Below are 23381 nucleotides of genomic sequence, written 5' to 3' on the forward strand. Positions count from 1 at the left end.
CGTGCACCTGTCCTGGCTCTCCTCCCTGCGGATCGGCCGCCGGCTCGCCCTCGCCTTCGGCGTGGTCGCCGTCCTGGTCGCCGTCAGCGCCGGCGCCGGCCTGTCGGCCGTCGCCGAGCAGCGCGACCTCGCCGGGGAGCTCAGTCGCGCCGACGCCGTCCTGGCCGAGGCCGAGACCGCCCGCTTCCAGATCGCCGACGTCACCGGGTGGCAGGGCCTGGTGGTCGCCGACGCGGTCACCTTCGGCCCCGCGGTCGCCCTCGCGCCCGACGCCTACAACCGCTCCGGCCTCCTGGAGGCGAAGGACGGCGTCCACGCCTGGCTGGACGACGTCGACACCTCCGCCATGAACGAGGAGGAGGCCGCCGCCTTCGCCGGGCTGCGGCCGGCCTGGGACGACTACTTCCGGTGGGACGACCAGGTCGTCACCTGGCTGTCCTCCGGCACTCCCGAGGGCTACCGCACCGCGCTGGAGAGCATCAACGGCGGCGAGGCCGGCGAGGGCTACGGCGCGGTGCTCGACCTGGCCGACCGGATGCAGGCCTCGGCGACGGAGCGGGCCGCGCAGCTGCGCGCCGAGCAGGACTCCGCGCAGACCCGCGCGACCGTGCTGTTGAGCGTCGTGGGGCTGGCCGCGCTCGTGCTCGCCGGGCTGTGCGCGGTGCTGGTCGGGCGGTCCGTCGTCCGCCCGCTGCGCCGGGTGCAGGTGGTGGCGGCCCGCCTGGCCGCGGGTGACCTCACCGCGCGCACCGGCATCGACCGGGGCGACGAGGTCGGTGACGTGGCCCGCGCGCTCGACGCCGCCCAGGACGAGCTGCGCGCGGTGCTGTCCGCCGTGGCGGCCTCGGCGGACGCCGTCGCCGCCTCCAGCGAGGAGCTGTCGGCGTCCTCGGCGCAGATCTCGGCCTCGGCCGAGGAGACGTCGGCGCAGTCCGGCGTGGTCGCCGGTGCCGCGGAGGAGGTCAGCCGGAACGTGCAGACCGTGGCCGCGGGCGCGGAGCAGATGGGCGCGTCGATCCGGGAGATCGCGACCAACGCCGCCGAGGCCAGCGCCGTCGCCGCGCGCGCCGTGACCGCCGCCGAGACCACCACCGCCACCGTCGCCAAGCTGGGGGACTCCTCCGCGGAGATCGGCAACGTCGTCAAGGTGATCACCAGCATCGCGGAGCAGACCAACCTGCTGGCGCTCAACGCCACCATCGAGGCCGCCCGGGCCGGGGAGGCCGGCAAGGGCTTCGCCGTCGTGGCCAACGAGGTCAAGGAGCTCGCGCAGGAGACGGCGAAGGCGACCGAGGACATCGCCCGCCGGGTGCAGGCCATCCAGGGCGACACCACGGCCGCGGTGGCCGCCATCGGCGAGATCAGCCAGATCGTCGCCCAGATCAGCGACCGGCAGACGACGATCGCCAGCGCGGTCGAGGAGCAGACGGCGACCACGGGCGAGATGTCCCGGTCGGTCGCCGAGGCCGCGCAGGGCTCCGGGCAGATCGCGGACAACATCTCCGGCGTCTCGGCCGCGGCGGACTCCACCACGCAGGCGCTGACCCAGACGCGCACCGCCGTCGACGAGCTGTCCCGGATGGCCGCCGAGCTCAGGACGAGCGTCGGCCGCTTCACGCACTGACCCGGGATCACCGACCGCCGGGAATGGTCATCCGCCCCGGCGGCCGGTGATCACGGTCCCGTCCGGCGCCATTCTCGCGACAATGGCGACGGGTGCCGGCGACTCGCCCCGCCCTGAGCGGCAGAAATGGCCACGTCTGTTGCTCGCATGCCTCTCCACCTGCGCTGATGCTCTTGTCGACTCGGGCAACCGCGCTGGTCGTCGCGGCCCTGCCGCTTGTCGACTTGGCGCCGGGAATGGTCGCAGCGTCGCCTCGCGCACCCGATTACGGCCGTGTTCGGATCGTTACCGACACGCCATTTCCGGACGACGCGAGTTCCTTTTCGGATCCGTCACTCTCCTACCCCGAGAGCGCCCGCTTCACCACCCACCGGCCACACCCAGGACCCAGGAGCACTCCCCATGAGCACGCAACGCGCCGGCCGCACCGGCGGCTGGTTCGCCGACCGCCCGGTCGGTGTCAAGATCGGCGCCGCCGTCGCCGTCCTCGCGCTGGTCGCCGTCGCGATGACCGTCCTCGCCGTCAACCGGCTGTCGGCGGTCCAGGACGCGGCCGCCCGGATCAACGACAACGTCGTCCGGCTGTCCGACCTGGCCAACATCCAGCGCTCCTGGCAGGGCGACCGGTCGCGGTACAACACGTACCCGATCGCGGACGCCCAGCAGCGCGCCGCCCTGCGTGCCGACCTCACCGAGCGCCGGGACACCATCGACGGCCAGCTCGACGCCTACGCCGAGGTGACGGTCAACAAGGAGGCCTTCGAGGAGTTCCGCGGCACCGTCGAGGACTACTACACGATCGCCGACACCCAGCTGCTGCCCGCGGCCGACGCCGGGAACCTGGCCGTCGCGGCCGCCGTCATCACCGGCCCGCTGCAGGACCGCTCCGACGTCCTCATGGACCAGTACAACGCCATGCAGGAGCGGCGGGTCGGCGCCGGCCAGGCCGACACCGACGACGCCGTGGACATCGTCTCCTCGGCCACCACCACCCTGTGGGTCTCCCTGGTGCTGGGCACGCTGGTCGCCGGCGGGCTGACCGTCCTCGTCGTCCGGCGGCTCGTGGGCACCGTCCGCTCGGTGCAGCGCTCGGTCGAGGCCCTGGCGGCCGGCGACCTCACCGTCACCCCCGAGGTCCGCGGGCGCGACGAGCTCGGCCGCATGGCCGCCGCCCTGGGTGAGGCCCAGGAGAACCTGCGCTCGGTGCTGTCCGCCGTGGCCGCCTCGGCCGACGCCGTCGCCGCCTCCAGCGAGGAGCTGTCGGCGTCCTCGGCGCAGATCTCGGCCTCGGCCGAGGAGACCTCCGCGCAGTCCGGCGTGGTCGCCGGTGCCGCGGAGGAGGTCAGCCGGAACGTGCAGACCGTCGCCGCCGGTGCCGAGCAGATGGGCGCCTCGATCCGCGAGATCGCGACCAACGCCGCGGAGGCGTCGGCGGTGGCCGCCCGCGCGGTCACGGCGGCGGAGACGACGACGGCGACCGTGGCCAAGCTGGGCGACTCGTCGGCCGAGATCGGCAACGTCGTCAAGGTCATCACCAGCATCGCCGAGCAGACCAACCTGCTGGCGCTCAACGCCACCATCGAGGCCGCCCGGGCGGGCGAGGCCGGCAAGGGCTTCGCCGTGGTCGCCAACGAGGTCAAGGAGCTCGCGCAGGAGACCGCGAAGGCCACCGAGGACATCGCCCGCCGGGTGCAGGCGATCCAGGGCGACACCACGGCCGCGGTGGCCGCCATCGGCGAGATCAGCCAGATCGTCGCCCAGATCAGCGACCGGCAGACCACCATCGCCTCCGCCGTCGAGGAGCAGACCGCCACGACCAACGAGATGAGCCGGTCGGTGCAGGAGGCCGCGCAGGGCTCCGGGCAGATCGCGGACAACATCACCGGGGTCTCGACGGCGGCGGACTCCACCACCCAGGCGCTGACCCAGACGCGCACCGCCGTCGACGAGCTGTCCCGGATGGCCGCCGACCTGCGCACCAGCGTCGCCCGCTTCACGTACTGACCGCACTCCCGTGGCCGGCCGCTCCCGGCCGGCCACGGGAGGCACCCGAGCACCCCGCGGCCGCCCGGCGCTCACCTTGAGTCCGCCGGCGGGCCGCCGAAGACCATTCGGGGACGGATCCGTCCCCCGCACGCGAGAGAGAAGGCAACGGTGGACGGTCTGGACGACATCGTCGAGGAGTTCCTCGTCGAGAGCCACGAGAACCTCGACCAGCTCGACACGGACCTGGTCGCCCTCGAGCAGGAGCCCGACTCCCGCGAGCGGCTCTCGAGCATCTTCCGCACCATCCACACGATCAAGGGGACCAGCGGCTTCCTCGCCTTCGGCCGGCTCGAGGAGGTCACCCACGTCGGGGAGAACATGCTCTCCCGGCTGCGGGACGGCGTCCTCGCGCTGACCCCCGAGCGCACCAGCGTGCTGCTGCGGATGGTCGACACCGTCCGCTCGCTGCTCGCCTCCATCGAGGCCACCGGCGGCGAGGGCGGCGTGGACGTCTCCGCCGTCGTCGCCGAGATCAGCGCGGCCATGGAGGACTCCCCCGCCCCGGCCCCCGCCGCCGCGCCCGCGCCCGCCGCCGTCGTCACCGAGGCCGCCCCCGCCGAGGCCGCCCCCGCGGTCGCCGCCGAGGTCGTCGCGGCCGCCGAGGCCGTGGTCGAGGCCGCCGCCGAGACGGTGTCCGAGCCCGGGCCGCAGCCCGAGCCCGCCCCCGTCCACGACGAGGTGCACGACGAGGTGCACGACGAGCACCACGACGACCACGCCGACGGCGGCCTGCCCGCCGGCGCCGCCCGCCCCGAGGGCCAGGGCGCCCAGCAGCGCCGCGCCGTCGCCGACTCGACCATCCGCGTCGACGTCGACCTGCTCGACTCGCTGATGCTGCTGGTCGGCGAGCTGGTGCTGACCCGCAACCAGATCGTCCAGTACGTGGGCCGCTCCACCGACACCGACCTGGTGCGCGCCTCGCAGCGGCTCAACCTCATCGCCAGCGAGCTGCAGGAGGGCGTCATGAAGACGCGCATGCAGCCGATCGACCACATCTGGTCCAAGCTGCCGCGCGTCGTCCGCGACCTCGGCATCCAGTGCGGCAAGAGCGTCCGCCTGGAGATGGAGGGCCGGGACACCGAGCTGGACAAGACGCTGCTCGAGGCGGTCAAGGACCCGCTGACCCACCTGGTCCGCAACTCCGTCGACCACGGCATCGAGGCCCCCGACCGCCGCCGCGCCGCCGGCAAGCCCGCCGAGGGCGTGCTCACCCTGCGCGCGAAGCACGAGAGCGGGCAGGTCGTCGTCGAGGTCGCCGACGACGGCGCCGGCATCGACCCGGCCAGGGTCGGCGCCAAGGCCGTCGAGCGCGGCCTGGTCACCGCCGACCAGCTCTCCCGCATGGGTCCGCAGGACGTCCTGCAGATGATCTTCCTGCCCGGCTTCTCGACGGCGGCCGCGGTCACCAACGTCTCCGGCCGCGGCGTCGGCATGGACGTCGTCAAGACCAACATCGAGTCCATCGGCGGCACGATCGAGGTCGAGTCCGAGCCCGGCCGCGGCACCGTCTGCCGGCTGCGCATCCCGCTGACCCTGGCGATCGTCCCCGCGCTCACCGTCGAGTGCGCCGGCGACCGCTACGCCATCCCGCAGATCAGCCTGCAGGAGCTGGTCAGTCTCGACGCCGAGAAGGCCGCCAACGCCGTCGAGGAGGTCGGCGGAGCGCCGGTCTACCGGCTGCGCGGCGAGCTGCTCCCCCTCGTCCGGCTCACCGACGTCCTGGGCCTCGCCTCCGACCGGCACGACGGCCACGTGGTCATCGCCGTGCTGCGGTCCGAGGGCCGGCGCTTCGGCCTCGTCGTCGACCGGGTCATCAACACCGAGGAGATCGTCGTCAAGGCCGTCGGCGGCCAGCTCAAGGCGATCGGCCTCTACTCCGGCGCGACCGTCCTGGGCGACGGCGCGGTGGCGCTCATCCTCGACGTCCAGGCCCTGGCCCGCCGCGCGCTGCGCACCGAGAGCAGCGAGCGGCAGGAGGCCCGCGAGGCGGCCGCCGCCGGCACCACCGGCGGCGAGACCGAGCGCCAGCGGATGCTGCTGGCCGCGATCGGCGAGGGCCGCCGCGTGGCGATCCCGCTGGACACCGTCACCCGCCTCGAGCAGGTGCGCGCCGAGGCCGTCGAGCGGGTCGGCAACCGGGAGGTCGTGCAGTACCGCGGCGCGATCCTGCCGATCGTCCGGCTCGACCGGCACCTCGGCGCCTACGGCACGAGCGAGCGCGAGGTGCTCGAGGTCATCGTCTACAGCGACCACGGCCGCAGCGTCGCGATCGTCGTCGAGGAGATCCTCGACATCGTCGACGGCGGGGCCGCCGTCCGCAGCGACATCGACGACCTGGGCCTGCTCGGCTCCGCCGTCCTCGGGGACAAGGTGACCGAGCTCCTCGACGTCCGCGCCGCGATCCTCGCGGCCGACCCGGCGTTCTACGCCACCGACACCCACTCCCCCGCGTCCGCTCTGCTGGAGGTCTGACGTGACCACCGAGACCGCCACCCGCGCCACCAGCGGGCAGCTGGCCACCTTCCGGCTCGACGGCGACCTGTACGGCGTCGAGGTCGAGCACGTGCAGGAGGTGCTGCGCAGCCAGAAGCTCACCCGGGTGCCGCTGGCGCCGCCGGCCGTCGCCGGGCTGATCAACCTGCGCGGCCAGGTGGTCACCGCCATCGAGCTGCGCGAGCGGCTGGGCCGCCCGCCGCGGCCGGCCGGCACCGACGCCGTCGTCATCGTCGTGCGGCTGCACGGCGAGGCGGTGAGCCTGCTGGTCGACTCGATCGCCGACGTCGTCGACGTCGACGCGGCCGACTTCGAGGCCCCGCCGGACACCCTCGACGGGCAGGCCCGCGAGCTCATCCGCGGCGCCTACAAGCTCGACGGGCAGCTGCTGCTCGCCCTGGACGTGCAGAAGGCCGTCGGCGCCTGACGAAGGACCCCGCTGCCCCCCACCGCCCGCGAGCTCGCGGCGGGACCCTGCAGGGGAGCCGCCTCCGGTGACCTTGCGTCACCTCCGTGTCACCCAACGGAGCCCGACACGCGGCCGTCACCCCTCGCCCCTCCGGCGATCGGGTGACGGCCGCGTGGCGTTGCGGGGTGATCACCGCGAGCATGGGCTGACCGCCTGCTCCACGGCGGTGCCGTCGGAGGGGGAGACGTGCCGTACTCGCTGGTCAGTGCTGCGACGCTCGGGTTCGACCTGGTGCGGCTGCCCGCCGGCCGCGCGGTCGCCGACGTGCTGCTCACCGGGCTCACCGCCGGCCCCGCCGAGCTCACGGCGCTCGCCGACGGCGCCCGCTCCCGCGGCGCCGACCGCGACCAGCGCACCGTCCTGGCCGTCCGCGCCCGCCGCGCCCGCGAGCTCGCCGCCGCGGTGCCCCAGCTGCGCTCCGTGTCGCCGGAACCGGGGGAGGACCGCGCCGCCGTCCTGGTCGCCCAGCTCGAGCGCGGCACCATCGGCAACGCCGCCGCCCTGGAGCGGCTGCTGCGCGAGGACGTCCTCGGCCCCGAGCACGGTGCGTTCGCCCAGGCCGACGACGACGTCCGCGAGCAGGCCGCCGAGGTCCTCGCCGACGCCGCGGTGGGGGAGTGGGCCGCCGCCGTGCTGCCCCGGCTGGTCCGCCGCGAGCTCGTGGCCCCGTTCGCCGCCGTCGTCCCGGACGCCGCCACCCGCGGCGCGGACGCCGACCTCGGCCCGGCCACGCCCGAGCTGAGCTCGCTGCTGGCCACGTTCGCCGGCCTGGACGCCCGCGGCCGCGAGCGCTGGCGGGCCGCCGTCGACGAGGGCCGCGCCACCCAGCGCCCCTGGGCGGCCGCCATGCACGAGGCCGCGTGGGCCGCGCACGTCTCCGGCCGCACCCGGACGCTCGCCACCGCCCAGCTGCTCGCCGTCCGCGCGTTCGCCGACGGCGGCCTCGACGCCCACGACGGCGCCACCGGCTCGTGGAACGCCCTCGCCGGCGTCGTCCAGGCGCTGACGATGGGGGACCTGCTCGACTCCAGCGCCCTGGGCGTGCTGCTCGCGCCCTGGCACCGCGCCACCGGCCGCTGACCCGCCGGCGGCCGGTCGCCGTCCAGACGCAGGTGATCGTCGGGTTCTTGCCGCCGCCACGGCACGACACGCCGCGACGAGCGGCAACGAGCCGATGACCGACCCGCGCCACTCCTGATCCGCGCAGGTCAGCGCGGGGGGCGCCCGTCGTGCCTGCGCGCGGGCCGGTCGACATGTCCCCGCGGGCCTCCCGGTCACCGCCTCCCCCGTAACGGTTGCGCGGCCCGCGTCAACCCGGCGGGTGGGGTGGCCGACAACTCCTGGGACAGGCGATGCGGGTGGGACGCCCGAGGACGTTCCGGAACAGCACCGGAGCTGACCTCGAGGCCCCCCGCCGCGCTGCCGAGACCCCGACGACGGCCCCCGCCGGCCGTCGCCGCCGGAGCAGGAGGACGTGTGGACCCGATCCGCGTGCTGGTGGTCGACGACTCGGTCGTCGTCCGCAAGATCGTGACCGACGTGCTGTCCTCCGACCCCGCCATCGAGGTCGTCGGCACGGCGGTCAACGGCAAGCTCGCGCTGACCAAGCTCGACGCCCTCAAGCCCGACCTGGTCACGATGGACATCGAGATGCCGGAGATGAACGGCATCGAGGCGGTCCGCGCCATCCGCGCCCGCCGCAACCGCGTGCCGATCGTCATGTTCAGCACGCTCACCGAGCGCGGCGCCTCGGCCACCCTGGACGCCCTGTCCGCCGGCGCCAACGACTACGTGACCAAGCCGGCCAACGTCGGCAGCGTCGCGCAGTCGATGGAGAGCGTCCGCGAGCAGCTCATCCCGAAGATCAAGGCCCTCACCGGGCGCCCGGTCGGCCTCGGCGCGGCCCGCCCCGTGGCGGCGGCCCCGGTCGCCCCCCGCCCGCCCGCGCCGCGCAGCACGCCGCACAAGGCGCCCGCGGTGCTGGTCGTCGGCTCCTCCACCGGCGGCCCCGAGGCGCTGGCCAAGGTCCTGCCCGCGCTGCCGGCCACCCTGCCGGTGCCGGTCCTGATCGTGCAGCACATGCCCCCGGTGTTCACCCGCCAGTTCGCCCAGCGGCTGGACCGCCTCTCCGCACTGCGCGTCGTCGAGGCCGCCGACGGCTCGCCGCTGCTGCCCGGCACCGTCCACCTGGCCCCCGGCGACCACCACCTCACCGTGCGCGGCACCGGCCGCGGCGCGACCACGGTGCTGTCCCAGGGCCCGCCGGAGAACTTCTGCCGCCCCGCCGTCGACCCGCTGTTCCGGACCGCGGTGGCCGCCTACGACGGCGCCGTCCTCGCCGTGGTGCTGACCGGCATGGGCTCCGACGGCCGCAGCGGCGCGAGCGCCGTCCGCGACGCCGGCGGCACCGTGGTCGTCCAGGACCAGGCCACCTCGGTCGTGTGGGGGATGCCCGGCGCCGTCGCCTCCGCCGGCCTCGCCGACGAGGTCCTCCCGCTCGACCGCGTCGCCGAGGCGATCACCCGCCACCTCGGCCGCGCCGTCCCCGGCACCCCGCCGCAGCCCGCCCCCCTGATCCACGCGACGGGAGCACTCCGATGACCCTCACCGCCACCCGCTTCGACTGGGTGCGCCAACTGGTGCACCGGGAGAGCGCGATCGTCCTCGCGCCGGGCAAGGAGTACCTCGTCGAGGCCCGCCTGCTGCCCCTGGCCCGCAAGATGGGCCTGACCGACGTCGACGCCTTCGTCGACTCCGTCCGCAGCCGCCCGCGCCCGGACGACACCCGCTCGATCGTCGAGGCGCTCACCACCAACGAGACCTCGTGGTTCCGTGACGGCGACCCGTTCACCGCCCTCACCTCGACCGTGCTGCCCTCGCTACTGTCCGCCCGCGGCCCCGCCGAGCGGCTGCAGGTCTGGTCGGCCGCCTGCTCCAGCGGCCAGGAGCCCTACACGGTCGCGATGCTGCTCGAGGACGCGCTGCCCAACGCCTCGACCCGGGTCTCGATCACCGCCACCGACATCTCCCGCGAGATGGTCGAGCGCACCCGCGCCGGCCGGTTCAGCCAGCTCGAGGTCAACCGCGGCCTGCCCGCGCCGATGCTGGTCCGCCACTTCCAGCGGGCCGGCAGCGAGTGGGAGGTCGCCCCGGCCCTGCGCCGCATGGTCACCGCCCGCGAGTGCAACCTGGCCGCCCCGCTGCCGCGGATGGGCCCGTTCGACGTCGTCTACCTGCGCAACGTGCTCATCTACTTCGACCTGCCCACCAAGCAGGCGATCCTCCGCCGGGTGCGGGAGCTCATGCGCCCCGACGGCTGGCTGTTCCTCGGTGCCGCCGAGACCACCCTCGGCGTCGACGACTCCTGGAGCCGGGTCGTGCTCGGCCGCAGCTCCGCCTACCGCCCGCTGAAGGGGGCATGACCGTGCGCGCTCTGGTGATCGACGACTCCCGCGCCATGCGGCGCATCGTGAGCGGGACCCTCGAGGGGTTCGGCTACGAGACGCGGCAGGCCGGCCACGGCCAGGAGGCGCTCGACGTCCTCCACGAGGGCTGGGTGCCCGACCTCTGCACCATCGACTGGAACATGCCGGTGATGGACGGCCTGCAGTTCGTCAACGCCGTCCGCGCCAACCCGGCCTGGCGCGCGGTGACGCTGATGATGGTCACCTCCGAGAGCGAGCACGGCCAGATCGTGCGCGCGCTGGCCGCCGGCGCCCACGAGTACGTGATCAAGCCGTTCACCGCCGACGCCATCCGCGACAAGCTCGCGCTGCTCGGCCTGCTCCCGCAGGAGGTCTCGCTGTGACCCGTCCGGACACCGGGCTGCGCCGCCGCGCGTCCGACCGCCCGCCGGCGCTCCCCGAGCTGATCGACGAGGCGACGGTCCAGGAGATCGCCGAGCAGGCGTGGCTCGCGCTCGTCGGCGAGGACGAGGTGCTGGTCCCGCTGCCGGCGCCGCTGCCCGCGGACACCCACAGCGCCTGGGTCGAGATCGTCGGGCCGTGGACCGGCGCCGTCGTGCTCACCTGCGGCCGCGGGACGGCGCTGGAGCTCACCCGGGCCCTGCTCCGCGAGCACGCCCCCGCGGTGCTCGAGGACGAGGACGTCGACGACGCGCTGGGCGAGCTCGCCAACGTCGTCGGCGGGAACGTCAAGGCCGTCCTCCCCGGCCCGTCGGTGCTCGGCCTGCCCGAGACCGGCGCCACCCCGCCTGCCGGCCGCGAGGCCGACACCTGCCGCGTCGCCGTCCTGTGGCGCGGCGAGCCCCTGACCGTCTCCGTGCAGTCGCACGCCGAGGAAGAGAACGAGGTGCCCCTGTGAAGATCCTGGTCGCCGACGACAGCCGCGTCATGCGGCAGATCGTCATCCGCACCCTGCGGCAGGCCGGCTACGACGACCACGACATCGTCGAGGCCGAGGACGGCCGCGACGCCTACGACAAGGTGCGGAGCGAGAGCCCGGACCTGGTCCTGTCGGACTGGAACATGCCGAACATGACCGGCCTGGAGTGCCTGCAGGCGCTGCGCGGCTCGGGCTCGACCGTGCCGTTCGGCTTCGTCACCTCGGAGGGGTCGGCGGAGATGCGGGAGAAGGCCGCCGACGCCGGTGCGCTGTTCCTCATCGCCAAGCCGTTCACCGCGGACACCTTCACCGAGCACCTCGACGGGGTGCTGGCGTGACCGCCCCGCTGACGGTCGTCCTGCCCGACGCCAAGGCCGTCAAGGACATGCTGACCGGCCTCGTCGGCAAGCCCGTCGCGGTGACGCCGGGCGCCCCGGTGACGCCGACCGAGAAGGACCCCGTCTCGGTGGCCGTCTACGTCAGCCCGACGATGGCCGTCAACGCGCTGTGCGTCATGGACCTGCCGCTGTCGGCCTGGACCGGCGGCGCGCTGGCCCTGCTGCCGCCCGGCGGCGTCCAGGACGTCGTCGAGGAGGACGGCGAGCTCACCGCGATGCTCACCGAGGCCCTGCACGAGGTCGTCAACGTGCTCTCGGCGCTGTTCAACGTCCCCGGTGCCCCGCACTCGAAGCTGTACCAGCTCTACGCGCCGGGCGACGACCTGCCGGGCGACGTCGCCGGCATGCTCGCCGCCTTCAACCGGCTCGACCTCGCCGTCGAGGTCCCCGGCTACGGCAAGGGCCGGCTGTCGCTGGTCGTCCCCGGGTGAGATGACGGGGTGGCCTCCCTGCAGGGTCCCGCCGCGAGCGTGCGAGTGGCGGGGGGCAGGGGGTCCTCCGACCGGCCGGGACCCGGCCGGGAGCCCCGCACCAGCTGCCCCGGGGCGGCGCAGGGACCACCGTCCCCGCCGCCCCGGGCGCACTCACGTCCTCAGGACGCGGTGGCCGCGCACTCCTCGAAGGTCGTCGGCAGGCAGGCCCACACGTGCTTGCAGCCGTCGTCGACGTACCAGCCGTGGGCCACCGACAGCCGCGCCACCAGGTAGAGGCCCAGCCCGCCCTGCGAGGGGTCCCGGTCGACCGCGGGCGCCGGCATGGTGTCCGGGTCGCGGTCGCTCACGTCGAGCAGCCAGCCGCCGGAGCCGGCCACCACGGTCGCGACGACCGGCGAGACGCCGTGCCGCAGCGCGTTGGAGGCCAGCTCGTCGAAGGCCAGGATCATCCGGTCGGCCGCCGGGTCGTCGCGCGGGAAGCCGACGCGGCTGAGGTGGTCGCGCAGGCCGGCCCGGGCGGCGGGCAGCTCGGCGAGGCCCCCGAGGTCCCGGCGCCACAGCTCGCCGCGCCCGTCGGGCAGCGGGCGCAGCGGCCAGGTCAGTCGGCCCATGACCTCTTCTCCGTCGTGGTCCTGGTTCTCGGACGACGACTCGGTGCCCAGCCGGCCGGCGGTCCAACCCTGCCGGCGCCCACCTGCCTCGGCGGGGTGAGCCGGATCTCGGCTCAGCCCGCCCCGGTGCGCACCGCGAGCAGCGCGACGTCGTCCTCGGGCGGGCCCGGCACCAGGCGGGCGAGCAGCTCGTCGCACAGCTGCGGCTGCGGCCGGCCGGCGAGCCCGGCCAGCACGTGGTGCAGCCGGGCGGTGCCCGCGTCGAGCGTGGTGCCGCGCCGCTCGACCAGCCCGTCGGTGTGCAGCAGCACCGTCGTCCCCGGGACCAGGCCGACCGCCGACTCGCGCCGCTCGGCCGTGGCGTCCACGCCCAGCGCCAGGTCGCCGACCGGGTCGCCGTGGTCGAGCGCGACGACCTCGCCACCGGGCAGGAGCAGCACCGGGGGCAGGTGCCCGGCGTTGGCCCACCGCAGCCGCCGTCCGCCGTCCTCCAGCCGGGCGACCGCGGCCGTGGCCAGCGTCTCCGGGTGCATGTCCGCCATGGCCGCGTCCAGGCCGTGCAGCACCTCGGCGGGGCCGGCGCCGCGGGCGTGCGCGATCCCCCGCAGCAGGCCGCGCAGCTGGCCCATGGTCGCCGCGGCCGCGGTGTCGTGGCCGACGACGTCGCCGATCGCCACGACCGGGTCGCCGGTGGGGGAGGTGAAGGCGTCGTACCAGTCCCCGCCCACCCGGGCCGCCTCGGCCGCCGGCAGGTACCGCACCGCGACCTCCAGGCCGGGGAACGCCGGCGGGTCGGTGAGCAGACTGCGCTGCAGCGCCTCGGCCAGCTGGATCTGCCGGCTCTGCCGCCCGACCCGGTCCACCGCGCGGCCGGCCTGCACCGCGACCGCCCGCGCGGTGGCGAGGTCGGACTCGTCCAGCGCACGGCCGGCGTCGAGGTAGAGGGTGAGCACCCCGACGGTCCGCGACTCGGCGGGCAGGGGGAGGACCACCACCGACTCCGCGCGCAGGCCGCGCAGCACCTCGCGCGTGTCCTCGTCCGTCATGTCCCCCAGGACGTCGGCGATCGAGGTGGTCAGCGGCGTGCCCGCGCGCAGGGCCCGCGCCACGGGGGAGGACGGCGGCATGCGCTCCAGCCGCACCCGGGTGTAGCGGGCCAGCAGCTCCCGGCGCTCGGGGTCGGCGTGCCAGGAGCCGACGTCGCGGGCGCGGCCCTCCCGGTCGACGACGGTCACCACGCAGCCGTCGGTCAGCACCGGCACCACCAGCCGCGCCAGCCGGCCCAGCGCCGAGACGCCGTCGAGCGCGCCGGAGAGCTCCCCGCTCACCCGCACCAGCAGGGTGGCGCGGGCCGCGGCGCGGTCGGCCCGCTCCTGCACCGCGCGCCGGGCGGTGACGTCGGTGACCGTCACCGCGAGCCCCTCGGACCCGGGCAGGGCCCGCACCTCGTACCAGCCGTCCCCGGCGGCGACGGTCACCTGCTCCCCGGTGGCGGCGGCCTCGGCGCAGGCCTGGGTGAGGACCTGGCCGGTGCTGCCGGGCACGCCGTCGTCCAGCGGCCGGCCGGTCAGCCCGGCGGCGGTGCCGCCCAGCAGCCGCGCCCCGGCGGCGTTGACCCACGTCAGCCGGCCCGCCGGGTCGAGCGCGAGGACGGCGGCCGGCAACCGGTCCACCAGGGCGCCGAGCGCCACGGGGTCGGGCACCCGGCAGCCGAGGGGCACGGTCGGCCGGGGACCCGCCTCCCACAGCCACCCGGCTCCCGGACCGGCGGGCGGGTCCGGCAGCGGACCGGCCATGCCCGCACCTCCTCGCCGGCCGTCCGCACCGGCGGGCGGGTGCCGGACGCGAGGGGCCGGCCCCGATCGTCCCGTGCCCCGCCCCGGCTGCCAACGGGTCCGCGCCGGACCGTTCCCCACGACGGGGGACCGCAGGCGGGCAGGCCGCCCGGGATGCGGCAGCATGGCCCCATGACCCCGGACGGCGCCGCCCCGCCGCCCCGTGACCTGCTCGTGCAGGCCGTGGAGGGCATGGACCGGCCGCTGTTGGTGCTCGACGACGGCTGGCGGTTCCGCTACGTCAACCCGGCCGGGGCCGCGGTGCTCGAGCACACCGTCGCCGGGCTGCAGGGCCGGGGCATCTGGGAGGTGTTCCCCGAGGGGCTCGGGGGACCGTTCGAGGAGCTGTACCGGCACGTCCGCGAGACCGGCGAGTCCGGCTCCACCGAGGCGTTCTTCGCCCCGTTGGGGCGGTGGTTCCGCGCCGACGCGTTCCTCACCGAGGCGGGCCTGGTGGTCACCTACGACGACGTCACGCAGCGCCGGCGCACCGAGGAGGAGCGCGCCGCGGCCGTCGCGGCCCGCGAGTCCGCCGCCGCGGAGGCCGCCGCGTCCGCGGCGCGGGCCGAGGTCTCGGCCCGGCACCTGGCGCTGCTCGGCGACATCAGCCAGGCGATGACGTCGACCACCGACGTCGACGAGGCCGTCGCCCGGTTCGCGGACCTGGTGGTGCCGCTGCTGGCGGACTGGTGCCTGGTCAGCGTCGTCGACCCCGACGGCACCCGGCGCGACGTCGGCCGCGCGCACAGCGACCCGGCGATGGTCCCGGCCATGCACCGCTACGCCGACCTGCGGGTGCGCAGCAACCGGCCCACCGCGCCGGTCCCCACGGCGCTGGCCAGCGGCCGGCCGGTGGTCCTCCCGCAGGTCACCGACGACGACGTCCGCGCCATGGTCGCCGACGACGCCAGCCGCGAGGCGCTGGCGCCGCTGCGGGTGTCCGCCGTCGCCACCTTCCCGCTGCTCGCCCGCGGCGAGGTGTTCGGCGCCTTCACCCTCGTCAACGGGCCCGAGCGGGGTCCGCACACCGACGTCGAGCTGCGGACGGCGGAGATCGCCTCCCGGCGGGCCGCGCTGGCCCTGGACAACGCCCGGCTGGCCAGCGCCGCCCAGCAGGTGGCCGAGCGGATGCAGCACAGCCTGCTGTCCCCGCCGGTGCAGCCCGACCGCCTCGAGCTCGCCGTCCGCTACCGGCCCGCCACCCGCGGGGTGTCCATCGGCGGCGACTGGTACGACGCGTTCCTGCAGCCCGACGGCGACACCGTGCTGGTGATCGGCGACGTCATGGGCCACGACATCGACGCCGCCGCGGCCATGGGCCAGGTCAAGACGCTGGTCCGCGCGATCGCCTTCGACCGGCTGGAGGAGCCCGCCGGGGTGCTGCGGCGGGTCGACCACGCCCTGGTCGGCCTCGCCGTGCCCGCGATGGCCACCGCGCTGGTGTGCCGGGTCGAGCAGACCCCGGCCGAGGCGGCCGTGGGGCTGCGCCGGCTGCGCTGGGCCACGGCCGGCCACCCCGAGCCGATGCTGCTGCTGCCCGACGGGACCGTCCGCGACCTGTCCGCGCCGGTCGGCCCGCCGCTGGGGATCGGCTGGCGCGGCCCGCGCGCCGACGGGCACGCCGTCATCCCGCCGGGCAGCACGCTGCTGCTGTTCACCGACGGGCTGTTCGAGCGGCGCGGCGTGCCGCTGGACGAGAGCCGCGAGGAGCTGCGCGGGCTGGTCGGGGCCGCGGCCGGCTCCTCGCTGGCCGACCTGTGCGACGGGCTGCTGGCCAGCATGCTCGGCGAGGGTGCCGAGGACGACGTCGCGGTGCTCGCCGTCCGGGCGCACCCGGTGGGCGGGGAACGCCCGGCGGAGGCCGGGCCCGAGGTGCTGCCCCCGCTGCTCGGCCACCCCGCCTGATCAGACGCGGGCGGCGGCCGCCCGGACCTCGTCCGCGATCGCCGCGACGCCCTCCTCGGCCCACAGCACCGAGTAGTGGTTGGTGCCGGGCACCTCGCGCGCGGTGATGCCGGCCGCCTCCAGCCCGAGCGAGGCCAGGCGGACCTCGTCGTAGAGGCCGGGCGTCTGGTCGAGCAGGCCGCGCGTGGCCCACAGCAGCGTGGCGGGCACCGGCAGGGCGGTGGTGGCCTCCAGCACGCGCTCGTTGAGCAGCACGTCCCCGCCGTCGACGCGGACCGCCTCGGGCACGCAGGCGCTGCGCAGCGGCGGCCCGCCGGGAGCGAGGTCGCGGGCGAGGTAGGCGGCCACCGAGGGCACGTCCACCCACGGGCCGACGGCGGGGTGCCGCGCCCAGAACGCGCGCACGGCGGCGAGGTCGGGGAACGACGTCGACAGCCGGTCCAGCGACGGGCCGAGGACGGCGGAGAGCATCGCGTCGACGTCGGCGCCTGGGGGCTGGGCGAGGGCCGGTCCGCCGTCGACCAGGACCAGGCCGTGCACCTCGTCGCGGGCCGGGCCGGCCGCGGCCAGCGCGGCGACGAACGCGCCCATCGAGTGGCCGACGAGCACGGTGGCGTCGGCCCCGGCGTCGTCGTCGGCGCCGAACCGGTCGAGCAGGGTGGCGACGTCCTGCGCGTGCCGCTCGAGGCCGTAGGGGCCGGGCAGCCCGGCCGAGCCGGCCCGCCCGCGCAGGTCGGGGGCGACGACCTCGAACTCGCCGGCCAGCGCGGCCGCCACGCGGGCCCAGGCCATCGCGTTGGCGGTGATGCCGTGGACGAGCACCGCGATGGGGGAGCCGGGGGCGTCGGCGGCCCAGTGCAGGGCGGACAGCTCGCCGCCGTCGACGGGGACGCTGATCTGGACGGGGTCGCGTGCCTCTGCCACGGGCCCACCCTGCCCGCTCACGCGCCGAGCCGCTCGATCGCGAACGCGACGAGGAACCCGGCGGTGGTGATCAGGCCGGTCCACGTGCGGGTCCGCTCGAAGGCCTCCGGGATCATCGTGTCGGCGATCATCGTGAGGATGGCGCCGGCCGCGACGGCGGTGATGACGGCGATCGCCTCGGGCGGGGCGCCGCCCAGGGCCGCGTAGCCGACCAGCGCGGCCAGGCCGCTGGCCAGCGCGATGCCGCCCCAGACCCCGAAGACGTAGCCGGCCGACCGCCCGCTGGCCTTCATGCCGGCGGCGCTGGACAGCCCCTCGGGCACGTTGGAGATGAAGACCGCCGCCAGCACCGGCGCGCTCACCGCGCCGCCGCCGAGCAGGCCGAGTCCCAGGACCACCGACTCGGGGACGCCGTCGAGCAGCGCGCCGACGGCGATCGCCGCGCCGCTGCCGCCCTGCTCGCCCTCCGACGGCTGCTGCTCCGTCCCCGCCCCGCCCGACCGCTTGCGGTGCCGGGCGCCGCGCCGGGCCAGCGCCGCGTTCGCGGCCAGGTAGGCGACCGCGCCGCCGATGAACCCGATCGCGGTGGGGCCCAGCCCGCCGGTGTCGGCGGCCTCCTCCATGAGGTCGAAGGCGACGGCGGAGATGAGCACCCCCGAGCCGAACGCCATGACCGAGGCGATCACCGCCTGCGGCACGCGCACGAACCAGGCGACCAGCGCCCCGAGCACGAGGGCGGCGCCGCCCAGCAGACCCCACAGACCGGCTTCGATGACGTCGGGCACGGGCCGCTCCCTGCCCCCCGTTGCGCAGCGCAACCGCCCGGGCGGCAGAAAGGGCCACTCCCACCGCACCGGACCGGCCCGCGGGGAGGGCGCCGCCCCTACCGTGGCCGTGCGGGGGGACGACTCCGGGAGGCCCCGTGTCCGGGACGACGCAGACCCCCACCCCGCGCACCGTGACCCTCCCCGGCGGGTTGCGGCTGGAGACGGTCGAGCAGGGGGACCCCGGCGGGCCGGTCGTCGTCCTCGTCCACGGCTGGCCCGACTCCTGGTTCTCCTGGAGCCGCGTCCTCGCGCACCTGGACCCGCGGCTGCACGTCGTCGCCTACAGCCAGCGCGGGTTCGGCGGGTCCGACCACCCGCGGGCCGGCTACACGATGGACCGGCTCGCGGAGGACCTGGTGGCCCTGTGCGACGCCCTCGGGATCGGCCGCGCGCACCTGGTGGGCCACTCCCACGGCAGCTTCGTGGTGCGGCGGGTGGCCGAGGAGCACCCCGGGCTGGCCGACCGGATGGTGCTCGTCGACTCGGCCGACCGGGTGGGCGAGCGGCTGGCCGCGGAGGTGCGGGCGGCGATCGCCGACCTGCCCGACGACGTCCCCGAGGACTTCGTGCGGGAGTTCGCCGCGAGCGCGGTGCACCGGCCGGTGGAGCCGGCGTTCTTCGACGCGCTGGTCGCGGAGGGCCGCCGGGTGCCGGGGTGGGTCTACCGGGACGCCTGGGAGGAGATGGTCGCCGTCGACGACCGCGACCGGCTCGGGGCCGTGACCGCGCCCACGCTGCTGGTGTGGGGCGACCGGGACGCGCTGTTCGACCGCGGCCAGCAGGACCGGCTGCTGGCCGCGCTCCCCGACGCCCGGCTGCTGGTCCACGAGGGCACCGGCCACTGCCCGAACTGGGAGTGCCCGCGGGACCTCGCCGCGGACCTGGACGCCTTCCTCCTGCGCGCCGCTAGTCCGGCTGGCGCAGGAGGTAGCGGCCGAAGTGGGGGACGGTGAACGCGATCTGCCCGCGCTCGGCGGAGTAGACCAGGCCCTTCTTGATCAGCGAGTCGCGCGCCGGGGACAGCGACGCCGGCTTGCGGCCCAGCGCCGCGGCCACCTCCGAGGTCGCCACCGGGGCGCCGGCGGGACCGCCGAGCTCGGCCATCGCGTGCATGTACTCGCGCTCGGCCGGGGTGGCGCGGTCGTAGCGGGAGCCGAAGAACCCCACCGCGAGCTCGGCCTCGGCGACCGGCGCGGCCATCGCGACGTCGTCGGCGGTGATCGGGGAGGCCGCCGCGACGTCCCAGGTGACCTTGCCGTAGGCCTGCACGAAGTACGGGTAGCCGTCGGCGGCCGCGTAGAGGGCGTCGAGGGCGGCCGGCTCGAAGGTGACCTCCTCGCGCTCGGCGGGCGCCAGCAGCGCACGGTCGGCGGCGGGCCGGTCCAGCCGGTCGATGCGCAGGTAGCGGAACAGCCGCTCGGAGTAGCTCTTCGACGCCGACAGCACCGCCGGCAGGTGGGGGAGCCCGGCGCCGACGACGATCAGCGGCGCGCCCTGCTGGGACAGCTCGTGGCAGGCCGCGCAGATGGCCGAGACGTCGGGGGCCTGCACGTCCTGCATCTCGTCGATGAACAGCGCGACGCCCTTGCCGACGTCGGCGGCCAGCCCGGCGGCGTCGCTGAGCAGCTCGACCAGGTCGATCTCCATGTCGCCGGAGTCGGCCCGGCCGGTGGTGGCGGGCACGTCGATGCCGGGCTGCCAGCGGTCGCGCAGCTTGGCGTCGGCCGGGGCCAGCCGCTGGGCGAAGGCCTTGAGCGTGCCGAGGACGGCGTCCATCGACTCCTGGTCGGGGTGGCGCAGCTCGCGCAGCGCCATGTGCAGCGCCGAGGAGACCGGCCGGCGCAGCGACTGGTCCGGCCGCGCCTCGATCTTGCCGGTGCCCCAGCCGCGGCCGATCGCTGCCGACCGCAGCTGGTTGAGCAGCACCGTCTTGCCCACGCCGCGCAGCCCGGTGAGCACCAGCGACCGCTCGGGCCGGCCGCGGGCGATCCGCTCCAGGACGACGTCGAAGGCCGACAGCTCGTCGTCGCGGCCGGCGAGCTCCGGCGGGCGCTGCCCGGCGCCGGGGGCGTAGGGGTTCCGGACGGGGTCCACGTCGAGCACCGTATGACCCCCTCTAGCCCCCGCCGTAGAGATCGGTAGAACCGACTAGGGCGTGTCGGCCAGGGAGCGCAGGTGTGCCGCGAGCACCTCCCGGGCCCGGTCCGGCGGGAGCGCGGACGGGCGGGTGGCGGCGTGCACGGCCAGGCCGTCGAGGACGGCGTACAGCCGCTCGGCCTCCAGGTCGGGGTCCAGGCCGGTGCGCGCCTCCCCGGCCGCGACCAGCGCCTGCACGGCCTGGGCGCAGAAGGCGCGCAGGTCGGCGGCCGACCGGTCGCGCAGTGCCGCCAGGCGGGGGTCGACCAGGGCCCGCGCGGTGAGCGCCAGCCAGACCTCGGTCTCGGCCTGCCGCTCCTCGTCGAGGGGGAGGGTCTCCTCCAGCACCCGCAGCAGGGTCGGCACCAGGGGCCCGCCGGCGGCCGTGACTGCCTCCGCCCGTTCCCGGGCGCGCTCGATCACGAGGGTCATCGTGAAGTGCAGGAGCTCGTCCTGGGTGGCGAACCAGTGCCGCAGCGAGCCCATCGACGTGCCGGCCTCCCGGGCGACGTTGCGCACCGATGCGCCCGGGACGCCGTCACGCCGGATCACCCGCCAGACGGCCTCGGCGAGGTGCCTCCGGCGCGTGTCGGCGTCCACGGTCCTGGGCACGGCCTCGTTCTAGCACACCTGTGCTACTTTCGCTTGGTAGCACGAGTGTGCTGCCAAGACACCGGAGGGGCCGTGGACGCCACCTTGCTGCTGCCGCTGGCGGCCCTGGCCCTCGTGGACAGCACCAGCGTCGGCACGCTCGTCCTCCCGCTGTGGCTGCTGCTGGCCCCCGGCAGGGTGCGGGTGGCCAGGGTGCTGCTCTTCCTCGGCACGGTGGCGGGCACGTACCTGCTGCTCGGGATCGCGCTCGTCCTCGGCGCCGCGGTGGTGCTGGAACCGCTCGGCGCAGCCCTGGAGAGCACAGCCGGCCGTGTCGCCGAGCTCGTCGTGGGGGCCGTCCTGGTCCTGCTCGGGCTGACCGTGGAGCCGTGGACACGGGAGGGCAGGGAGCGCCGGCGCGCCACGCGGGCCGCCCGGGGGCCGGGGCGGCTGGCCCGGTGGCGCGACCGGGCCCGTGGCGACGGCCCGCCCGGCGCGGTGGTGGTCCTCGCTCTCACCGCGGTGGGGATCGAGGCGGCCTCGATGGTGCCCTACCTCGCCGCGATCGCCCTGCTCGTGACGGCGGCACCGGGTCCGGCGGCGACGGTGGCCCTGCTCGCGGGCTACTGCCTGCTCATGGTCCTGCCGGCGCTGGTCCTGCTGGCCCTCCGCACGGCGCTGCACGAGCGGCTCACGCCCGCCCTGGCCCGGATGGAGGGCCGGCTGTCGCGCACCTCGGGTGAGGTGGTGGCCTGGGTGCTGTTCCTGCTCGGCGTCTGGCTGGTCGCCGACGCGCTGCCGCTCACCTGACGGCGTCGCCGGGGCTGGACGCCCGGCACCGGCGCGGGCCAGGGTCGGGCGCATGGCGACCCACACGGAGACCCACACGGAGACCCACACGGCGACCGAGGTGCAGACCGAGCTCCTCACCCTGGAGCGGCGGGGCTGGGAGGCCCTGTGCGACGCGACCGGCGGGGACTTCTACGGCGAGGTGATGACCGACGACGGCCTGATGGTGCTCGCGGACGGGACGGTGATGGACCGCGCCGCCGTCGTCGCCGCCCTGGCCGCCTCCCCACCGTGGCTGCGCTACGAGCTCGACGACGTCCGGCTGGTGCGCGCCGGCGCGGACGCGGCGGCCCTGGTCTACACCGGCCGGGCCTGGCGGCACGAGCAGGAGCCGCCGTTCACCGGGGCGATGAGCAGCCTGTACGTCCGCGACGGCGACCGCTGGCGGCTCGCGCTCTACACGCAGACGCCCGCGCGCTGACCGCCGGTCAGCCGTCGCCGGCCTCGCCGCGGACCTGGGCGGCGCGCGCCTCCGCCCGCTCGGCCGCGCGCAGGTGCTCGTCCCGCCCGTCGGTGCCGAGCTCGGCCAGCCGGCGGTGCACCGACGCGATCTCCAGCAGCTTGGACGCGGCGTTGTAGACCGCGCCCTCGACGGCCTGGCGCTGCGCCTCGAGCAGGCTCTGCGCCGACCACGCGTGGCCGACGTGGCAGGCCCAGCTCACCGACCCGTCGGCGGTGCTCTCGAACATGCCGCCCTGGCACTCGGGGCAGCCGAGGGCGGCGGGGACCCCTCGGTCGGTGACGGCTGTCGGTCCGCCGGCCATCTGCGGACTCCTCTCGTCGGACGGGGCGCCGGCGGCGGGCGCCGGGGGGAGGGGGGCGCGGACGAGCTCGGCGATCAGCGGCCCGAGCTCGGCGGTGGGGGCCGCGCGGGCGCGGCGCACGACGGACAGTGCCGCCCGGGGCATCGCGGACACGCGCGCCTCGCCGGGGTCCTGCACGAGCACGTGGCCGTCCTGCGCCGCGACCGCGGCCGCGCCGAGGGCGCCGTCGTCGAGCGCGCCGGACAGGACGACGGCGACCACGCCGGCGCCGTGGGAGACGGCGGCGCTGCGGAACAGCACGTCGACCGCCGGCCGCTGCCGGTTGACCCGCGGCCCCCGGGTGACGTGCACCCGGCCGTCGCGCACGACCAGGTGCCGGTCGGGCGGTGCGACGACGACCTGCCCCGGCACCAGGGCCCCGCCCTCGGCGGGGTGCCGCGCGGGCAGCGGGCCGGCCCGGGACAGCAGCTCCGGCAGCCGGCTCTCGCCGGTGGGGGACAGGTGCAGCACGACGGCGACGGCGGCCGGCAGGCCGGCGGGCAGCGCGCTCAGCAGCCGCCGCAGGGGGTCCATGCCCCCGGCGGACGCACCCACGACCACCAGCCGGTCCACCACGGCACACCACCTCACCGTCCGCAGTGCCCACGCGGGCGCGCCCGCACGCACGTCGAGGTCGCTCTACGGGTCTCTAGCGTGGACCCCAGAGGCCGGTAGAAGGGCGCAGAGCCCGGGGACTGCCAGGTCCGGCCACTAGCGTGGACGCGTGATCAGGTTCGCGCTCAAGGTCGTCGTCATGGCCCTGGCCTTCTACGCCCTCACGCGGCTGCTGCCGGGCATCCAGATCGACGGCAACGAGGAGGGGGCGCTCGGCATCAGCGGCACCTTCCTCTGGGTGGGCCTGCTGTTCGCCGTCGTCAACGCGGTGGCCGGGCCGGTCCTGCGGTTCCTGTCCTTCCCGGCGATCCTGCTCACCCTCGGCCTGTTCCTCCTGGTCGTGAACGCCGCGCTGCTCGGCCTCACCGCCGCGCTGTCGGACCGGCTGTCGGTCGACGGCTTCGGCACCGCGATCCTCGGCGGGCTCGTCCTCGCCGTCGTCGGCTGGGCCGCCGACCAGCTCCTCGACCGCTGACG

23 protein-coding genes are annotated in these 23381 nt (G+C 76.0%); 16 read left to right on the forward strand and 7 right to left on the reverse strand.

Annotated elements, in window-relative coordinates:
- The first annotated feature begins 1 nt into the window (after position 1).
- The 11 genes from ACI79B_RS16460 to ACI79B_RS16510 all read left to right on the forward strand — a co-directional run bounded on the left by ACI79B_RS16460 (position 2) and on the right by ACI79B_RS16510 (position 11805).
- Positions 2–1624: a methyl-accepting chemotaxis protein gene (locus ACI79B_RS16460; RefSeq protein WP_456927650.1), complete on the forward strand. Its 1623-nt coding sequence runs from the start codon at positions 2–4 to the stop codon at positions 1622–1624.
- Positions 1625–2026: 402 nt separating this feature from the next.
- Positions 2027–3628, forward strand: a complete 1602-nt coding sequence (locus ACI79B_RS16465) for a methyl-accepting chemotaxis protein (RefSeq protein ID WP_456927649.1) — start codon at positions 2027–2029, stop codon at positions 3626–3628.
- Positions 3629–3778: 150 nt separating this feature from the next.
- Positions 3779–6142 carry a chemotaxis protein CheA gene (locus ACI79B_RS16470; protein ID WP_456927648.1) on the forward strand — a complete coding sequence of 788 codons (2364 nt, stop codon included), beginning with the start codon at positions 3779–3781 and terminating at the stop codon, positions 6140–6142.
- Position 6143: 1 nt separating this feature from the next.
- Positions 6144–6590 carry a chemotaxis protein CheW gene (locus ACI79B_RS16475; RefSeq protein ID WP_456927647.1) on the forward strand — a complete coding sequence of 149 codons (447 nt, stop codon included), beginning with the start codon at positions 6144–6146 and terminating at the stop codon, positions 6588–6590.
- Positions 6591–6818: 228 nt separating this feature from the next.
- Positions 6819–7712, forward strand: coding sequence for a hypothetical protein (locus ACI79B_RS16480; protein WP_456927646.1), 894 nt, complete (start codon positions 6819–6821; stop codon positions 7710–7712).
- A 396-nt stretch (positions 7713–8108) separates the two neighbouring features.
- Positions 8109–9233: a protein-glutamate methylesterase/protein-glutamine glutaminase gene (locus ACI79B_RS16485; protein ID WP_456927645.1), complete on the forward strand. Its 1125-nt coding sequence runs from the start codon at positions 8109–8111 to the stop codon at positions 9231–9233.
- Positions 9230–10054, forward strand: coding sequence for a CheR family methyltransferase (locus tag ACI79B_RS16490; protein WP_456927644.1), 825 nt, complete (start codon positions 9230–9232; stop codon positions 10052–10054). Before ACI79B_RS16485 ends, ACI79B_RS16490 begins: the two co-directional genes overlap by 4 nt.
- Entirely contained in the window at positions 10051–10440 is a 390-nt protein-coding gene (locus tag ACI79B_RS16495; protein WP_456927643.1) for a response regulator, read from the forward strand. The genes ACI79B_RS16490 and ACI79B_RS16495 overlap by 4 nt, the downstream gene beginning before the upstream one ends.
- Positions 10437–10955 carry a chemotaxis protein CheX gene (locus ACI79B_RS16500; protein ID WP_456927642.1) on the forward strand — a complete coding sequence of 173 codons (519 nt, stop codon included), beginning with the start codon at positions 10437–10439 and terminating at the stop codon, positions 10953–10955. The genes ACI79B_RS16495 and ACI79B_RS16500 overlap by 4 nt, the downstream gene beginning before the upstream one ends.
- Complete coding sequence (locus ACI79B_RS16505) at positions 10952–11314, forward strand: response regulator (protein WP_456927641.1); 363 nt, start codon at positions 10952–10954, stop codon at positions 11312–11314. Before ACI79B_RS16500 ends, ACI79B_RS16505 begins: the two co-directional genes overlap by 4 nt.
- A complete protein-coding gene (locus ACI79B_RS16510; RefSeq protein ID WP_456927640.1) occupies positions 11311–11805 on the forward strand; it encodes a hypothetical protein in 495 nt (164 codons plus the stop codon). Before ACI79B_RS16505 ends, ACI79B_RS16510 begins: the two co-directional genes overlap by 4 nt.
- Positions 11806–11966: 161 nt before the next feature.
- Here the strand turns inward: ACI79B_RS16510 and ACI79B_RS16515 are convergent, their stop codons facing one another.
- Entirely contained in the window at positions 11967–12419 is a 453-nt protein-coding gene (locus tag ACI79B_RS16515; protein ID WP_456927639.1) for an ATP-binding protein, read from the reverse strand.
- A 113-nt stretch (positions 12420–12532) separates the two neighbouring features.
- The gene (locus ACI79B_RS16520; RefSeq protein WP_456927638.1) at positions 12533–14215 is read right to left on the reverse strand and encodes a SpoIIE family protein phosphatase; all 1683 of its coding nucleotides are present in this window, start codon (positions 14213–14215) and stop codon (positions 12533–12535) included.
- A 171-nt stretch (positions 14216–14386) separates the two neighbouring features.
- Between ACI79B_RS16520 and ACI79B_RS16525 the strand changes: the two genes are divergently transcribed.
- On the forward strand, positions 14387–16159 hold the full coding sequence (locus tag ACI79B_RS16525) for a SpoIIE family protein phosphatase (RefSeq protein WP_456927637.1): 1773 nt from the start codon (positions 14387–14389) through the stop codon (positions 16157–16159).
- Here ACI79B_RS16525 and ACI79B_RS16530 read toward each other — a convergent pair whose 3' ends face one another.
- Positions 16160–17083, reverse strand: coding sequence for an alpha/beta fold hydrolase (locus tag ACI79B_RS16530; protein ID WP_456927636.1), 924 nt, complete (start codon positions 17081–17083; stop codon positions 16160–16162).
- Between the two features lie 17 nt (positions 17084–17100).
- Positions 17101–17868 carry a ZIP family metal transporter gene (locus tag ACI79B_RS16535; protein ID WP_456927635.1) on the reverse strand — a complete coding sequence of 256 codons (768 nt, stop codon included), beginning with the start codon at positions 17866–17868 and terminating at the stop codon, positions 17101–17103.
- 137 nt (positions 17869–18005) lie between these two features.
- Here ACI79B_RS16535 and ACI79B_RS16540 point away from each other — a divergent pair, with 137 nt between their 5' ends.
- On the forward strand, positions 18006–18863 hold the full coding sequence (locus ACI79B_RS16540; protein ID WP_456927634.1) for an alpha/beta fold hydrolase: 858 nt from the start codon (positions 18006–18008) through the stop codon (positions 18861–18863).
- On the opposite strand, the gene ACI79B_RS16545 is transcribed toward ACI79B_RS16540, so the two are convergent.
- Positions 18817–20004: an AAA family ATPase gene (locus tag ACI79B_RS16545; RefSeq protein ID WP_456927633.1), complete on the reverse strand. Its 1188-nt coding sequence runs from the start codon at positions 20002–20004 to the stop codon at positions 18817–18819. The genes ACI79B_RS16540 and ACI79B_RS16545 overlap by 47 nt on opposite strands.
- A 54-nt stretch (positions 20005–20058) precedes the next feature.
- Positions 20059–20658, reverse strand: coding sequence for a TetR/AcrR family transcriptional regulator (locus tag ACI79B_RS16550; RefSeq protein WP_456927632.1), 600 nt, complete (start codon positions 20656–20658; stop codon positions 20059–20061).
- Positions 20659–20730: 72 nt separating this feature from the next.
- Between ACI79B_RS16550 and ACI79B_RS16555 the strand changes: the two genes are divergently transcribed.
- Complete coding sequence (locus tag ACI79B_RS16555) at positions 20731–21447, forward strand: GAP family protein (protein ID WP_456927631.1); 717 nt, start codon at positions 20731–20733, stop codon at positions 21445–21447.
- A 52-nt stretch (positions 21448–21499) separates the two neighbouring features.
- A complete protein-coding gene (locus ACI79B_RS16560; RefSeq protein ID WP_456927630.1) occupies positions 21500–21907 on the forward strand; it encodes a nuclear transport factor 2 family protein in 408 nt (135 codons plus the stop codon).
- Positions 21908–21914: 7 nt separating this feature from the next.
- Here ACI79B_RS16560 and ACI79B_RS16565 read toward each other — a convergent pair whose 3' ends face one another.
- Positions 21915–22865, reverse strand: coding sequence for a chemotaxis protein CheB (locus ACI79B_RS16565; RefSeq protein ID WP_456927629.1), 951 nt, complete (start codon positions 22863–22865; stop codon positions 21915–21917).
- A 148-nt stretch (positions 22866–23013) separates the two neighbouring features.
- On the opposite strand from ACI79B_RS16565, the gene ACI79B_RS16570 reads away from it, so the two are divergent.
- The gene (locus ACI79B_RS16570; protein WP_456927628.1) at positions 23014–23379 is read left to right on the forward strand and encodes a phage holin family protein; all 366 of its coding nucleotides are present in this window, start codon (positions 23014–23016) and stop codon (positions 23377–23379) included.
- The last annotated feature ends 2 nt before the right edge of the window (positions 23380–23381 follow it).

The sequence above is a fragment of the Geodermatophilus sp. SYSU D00879 genome, assembly GCF_054050375.1.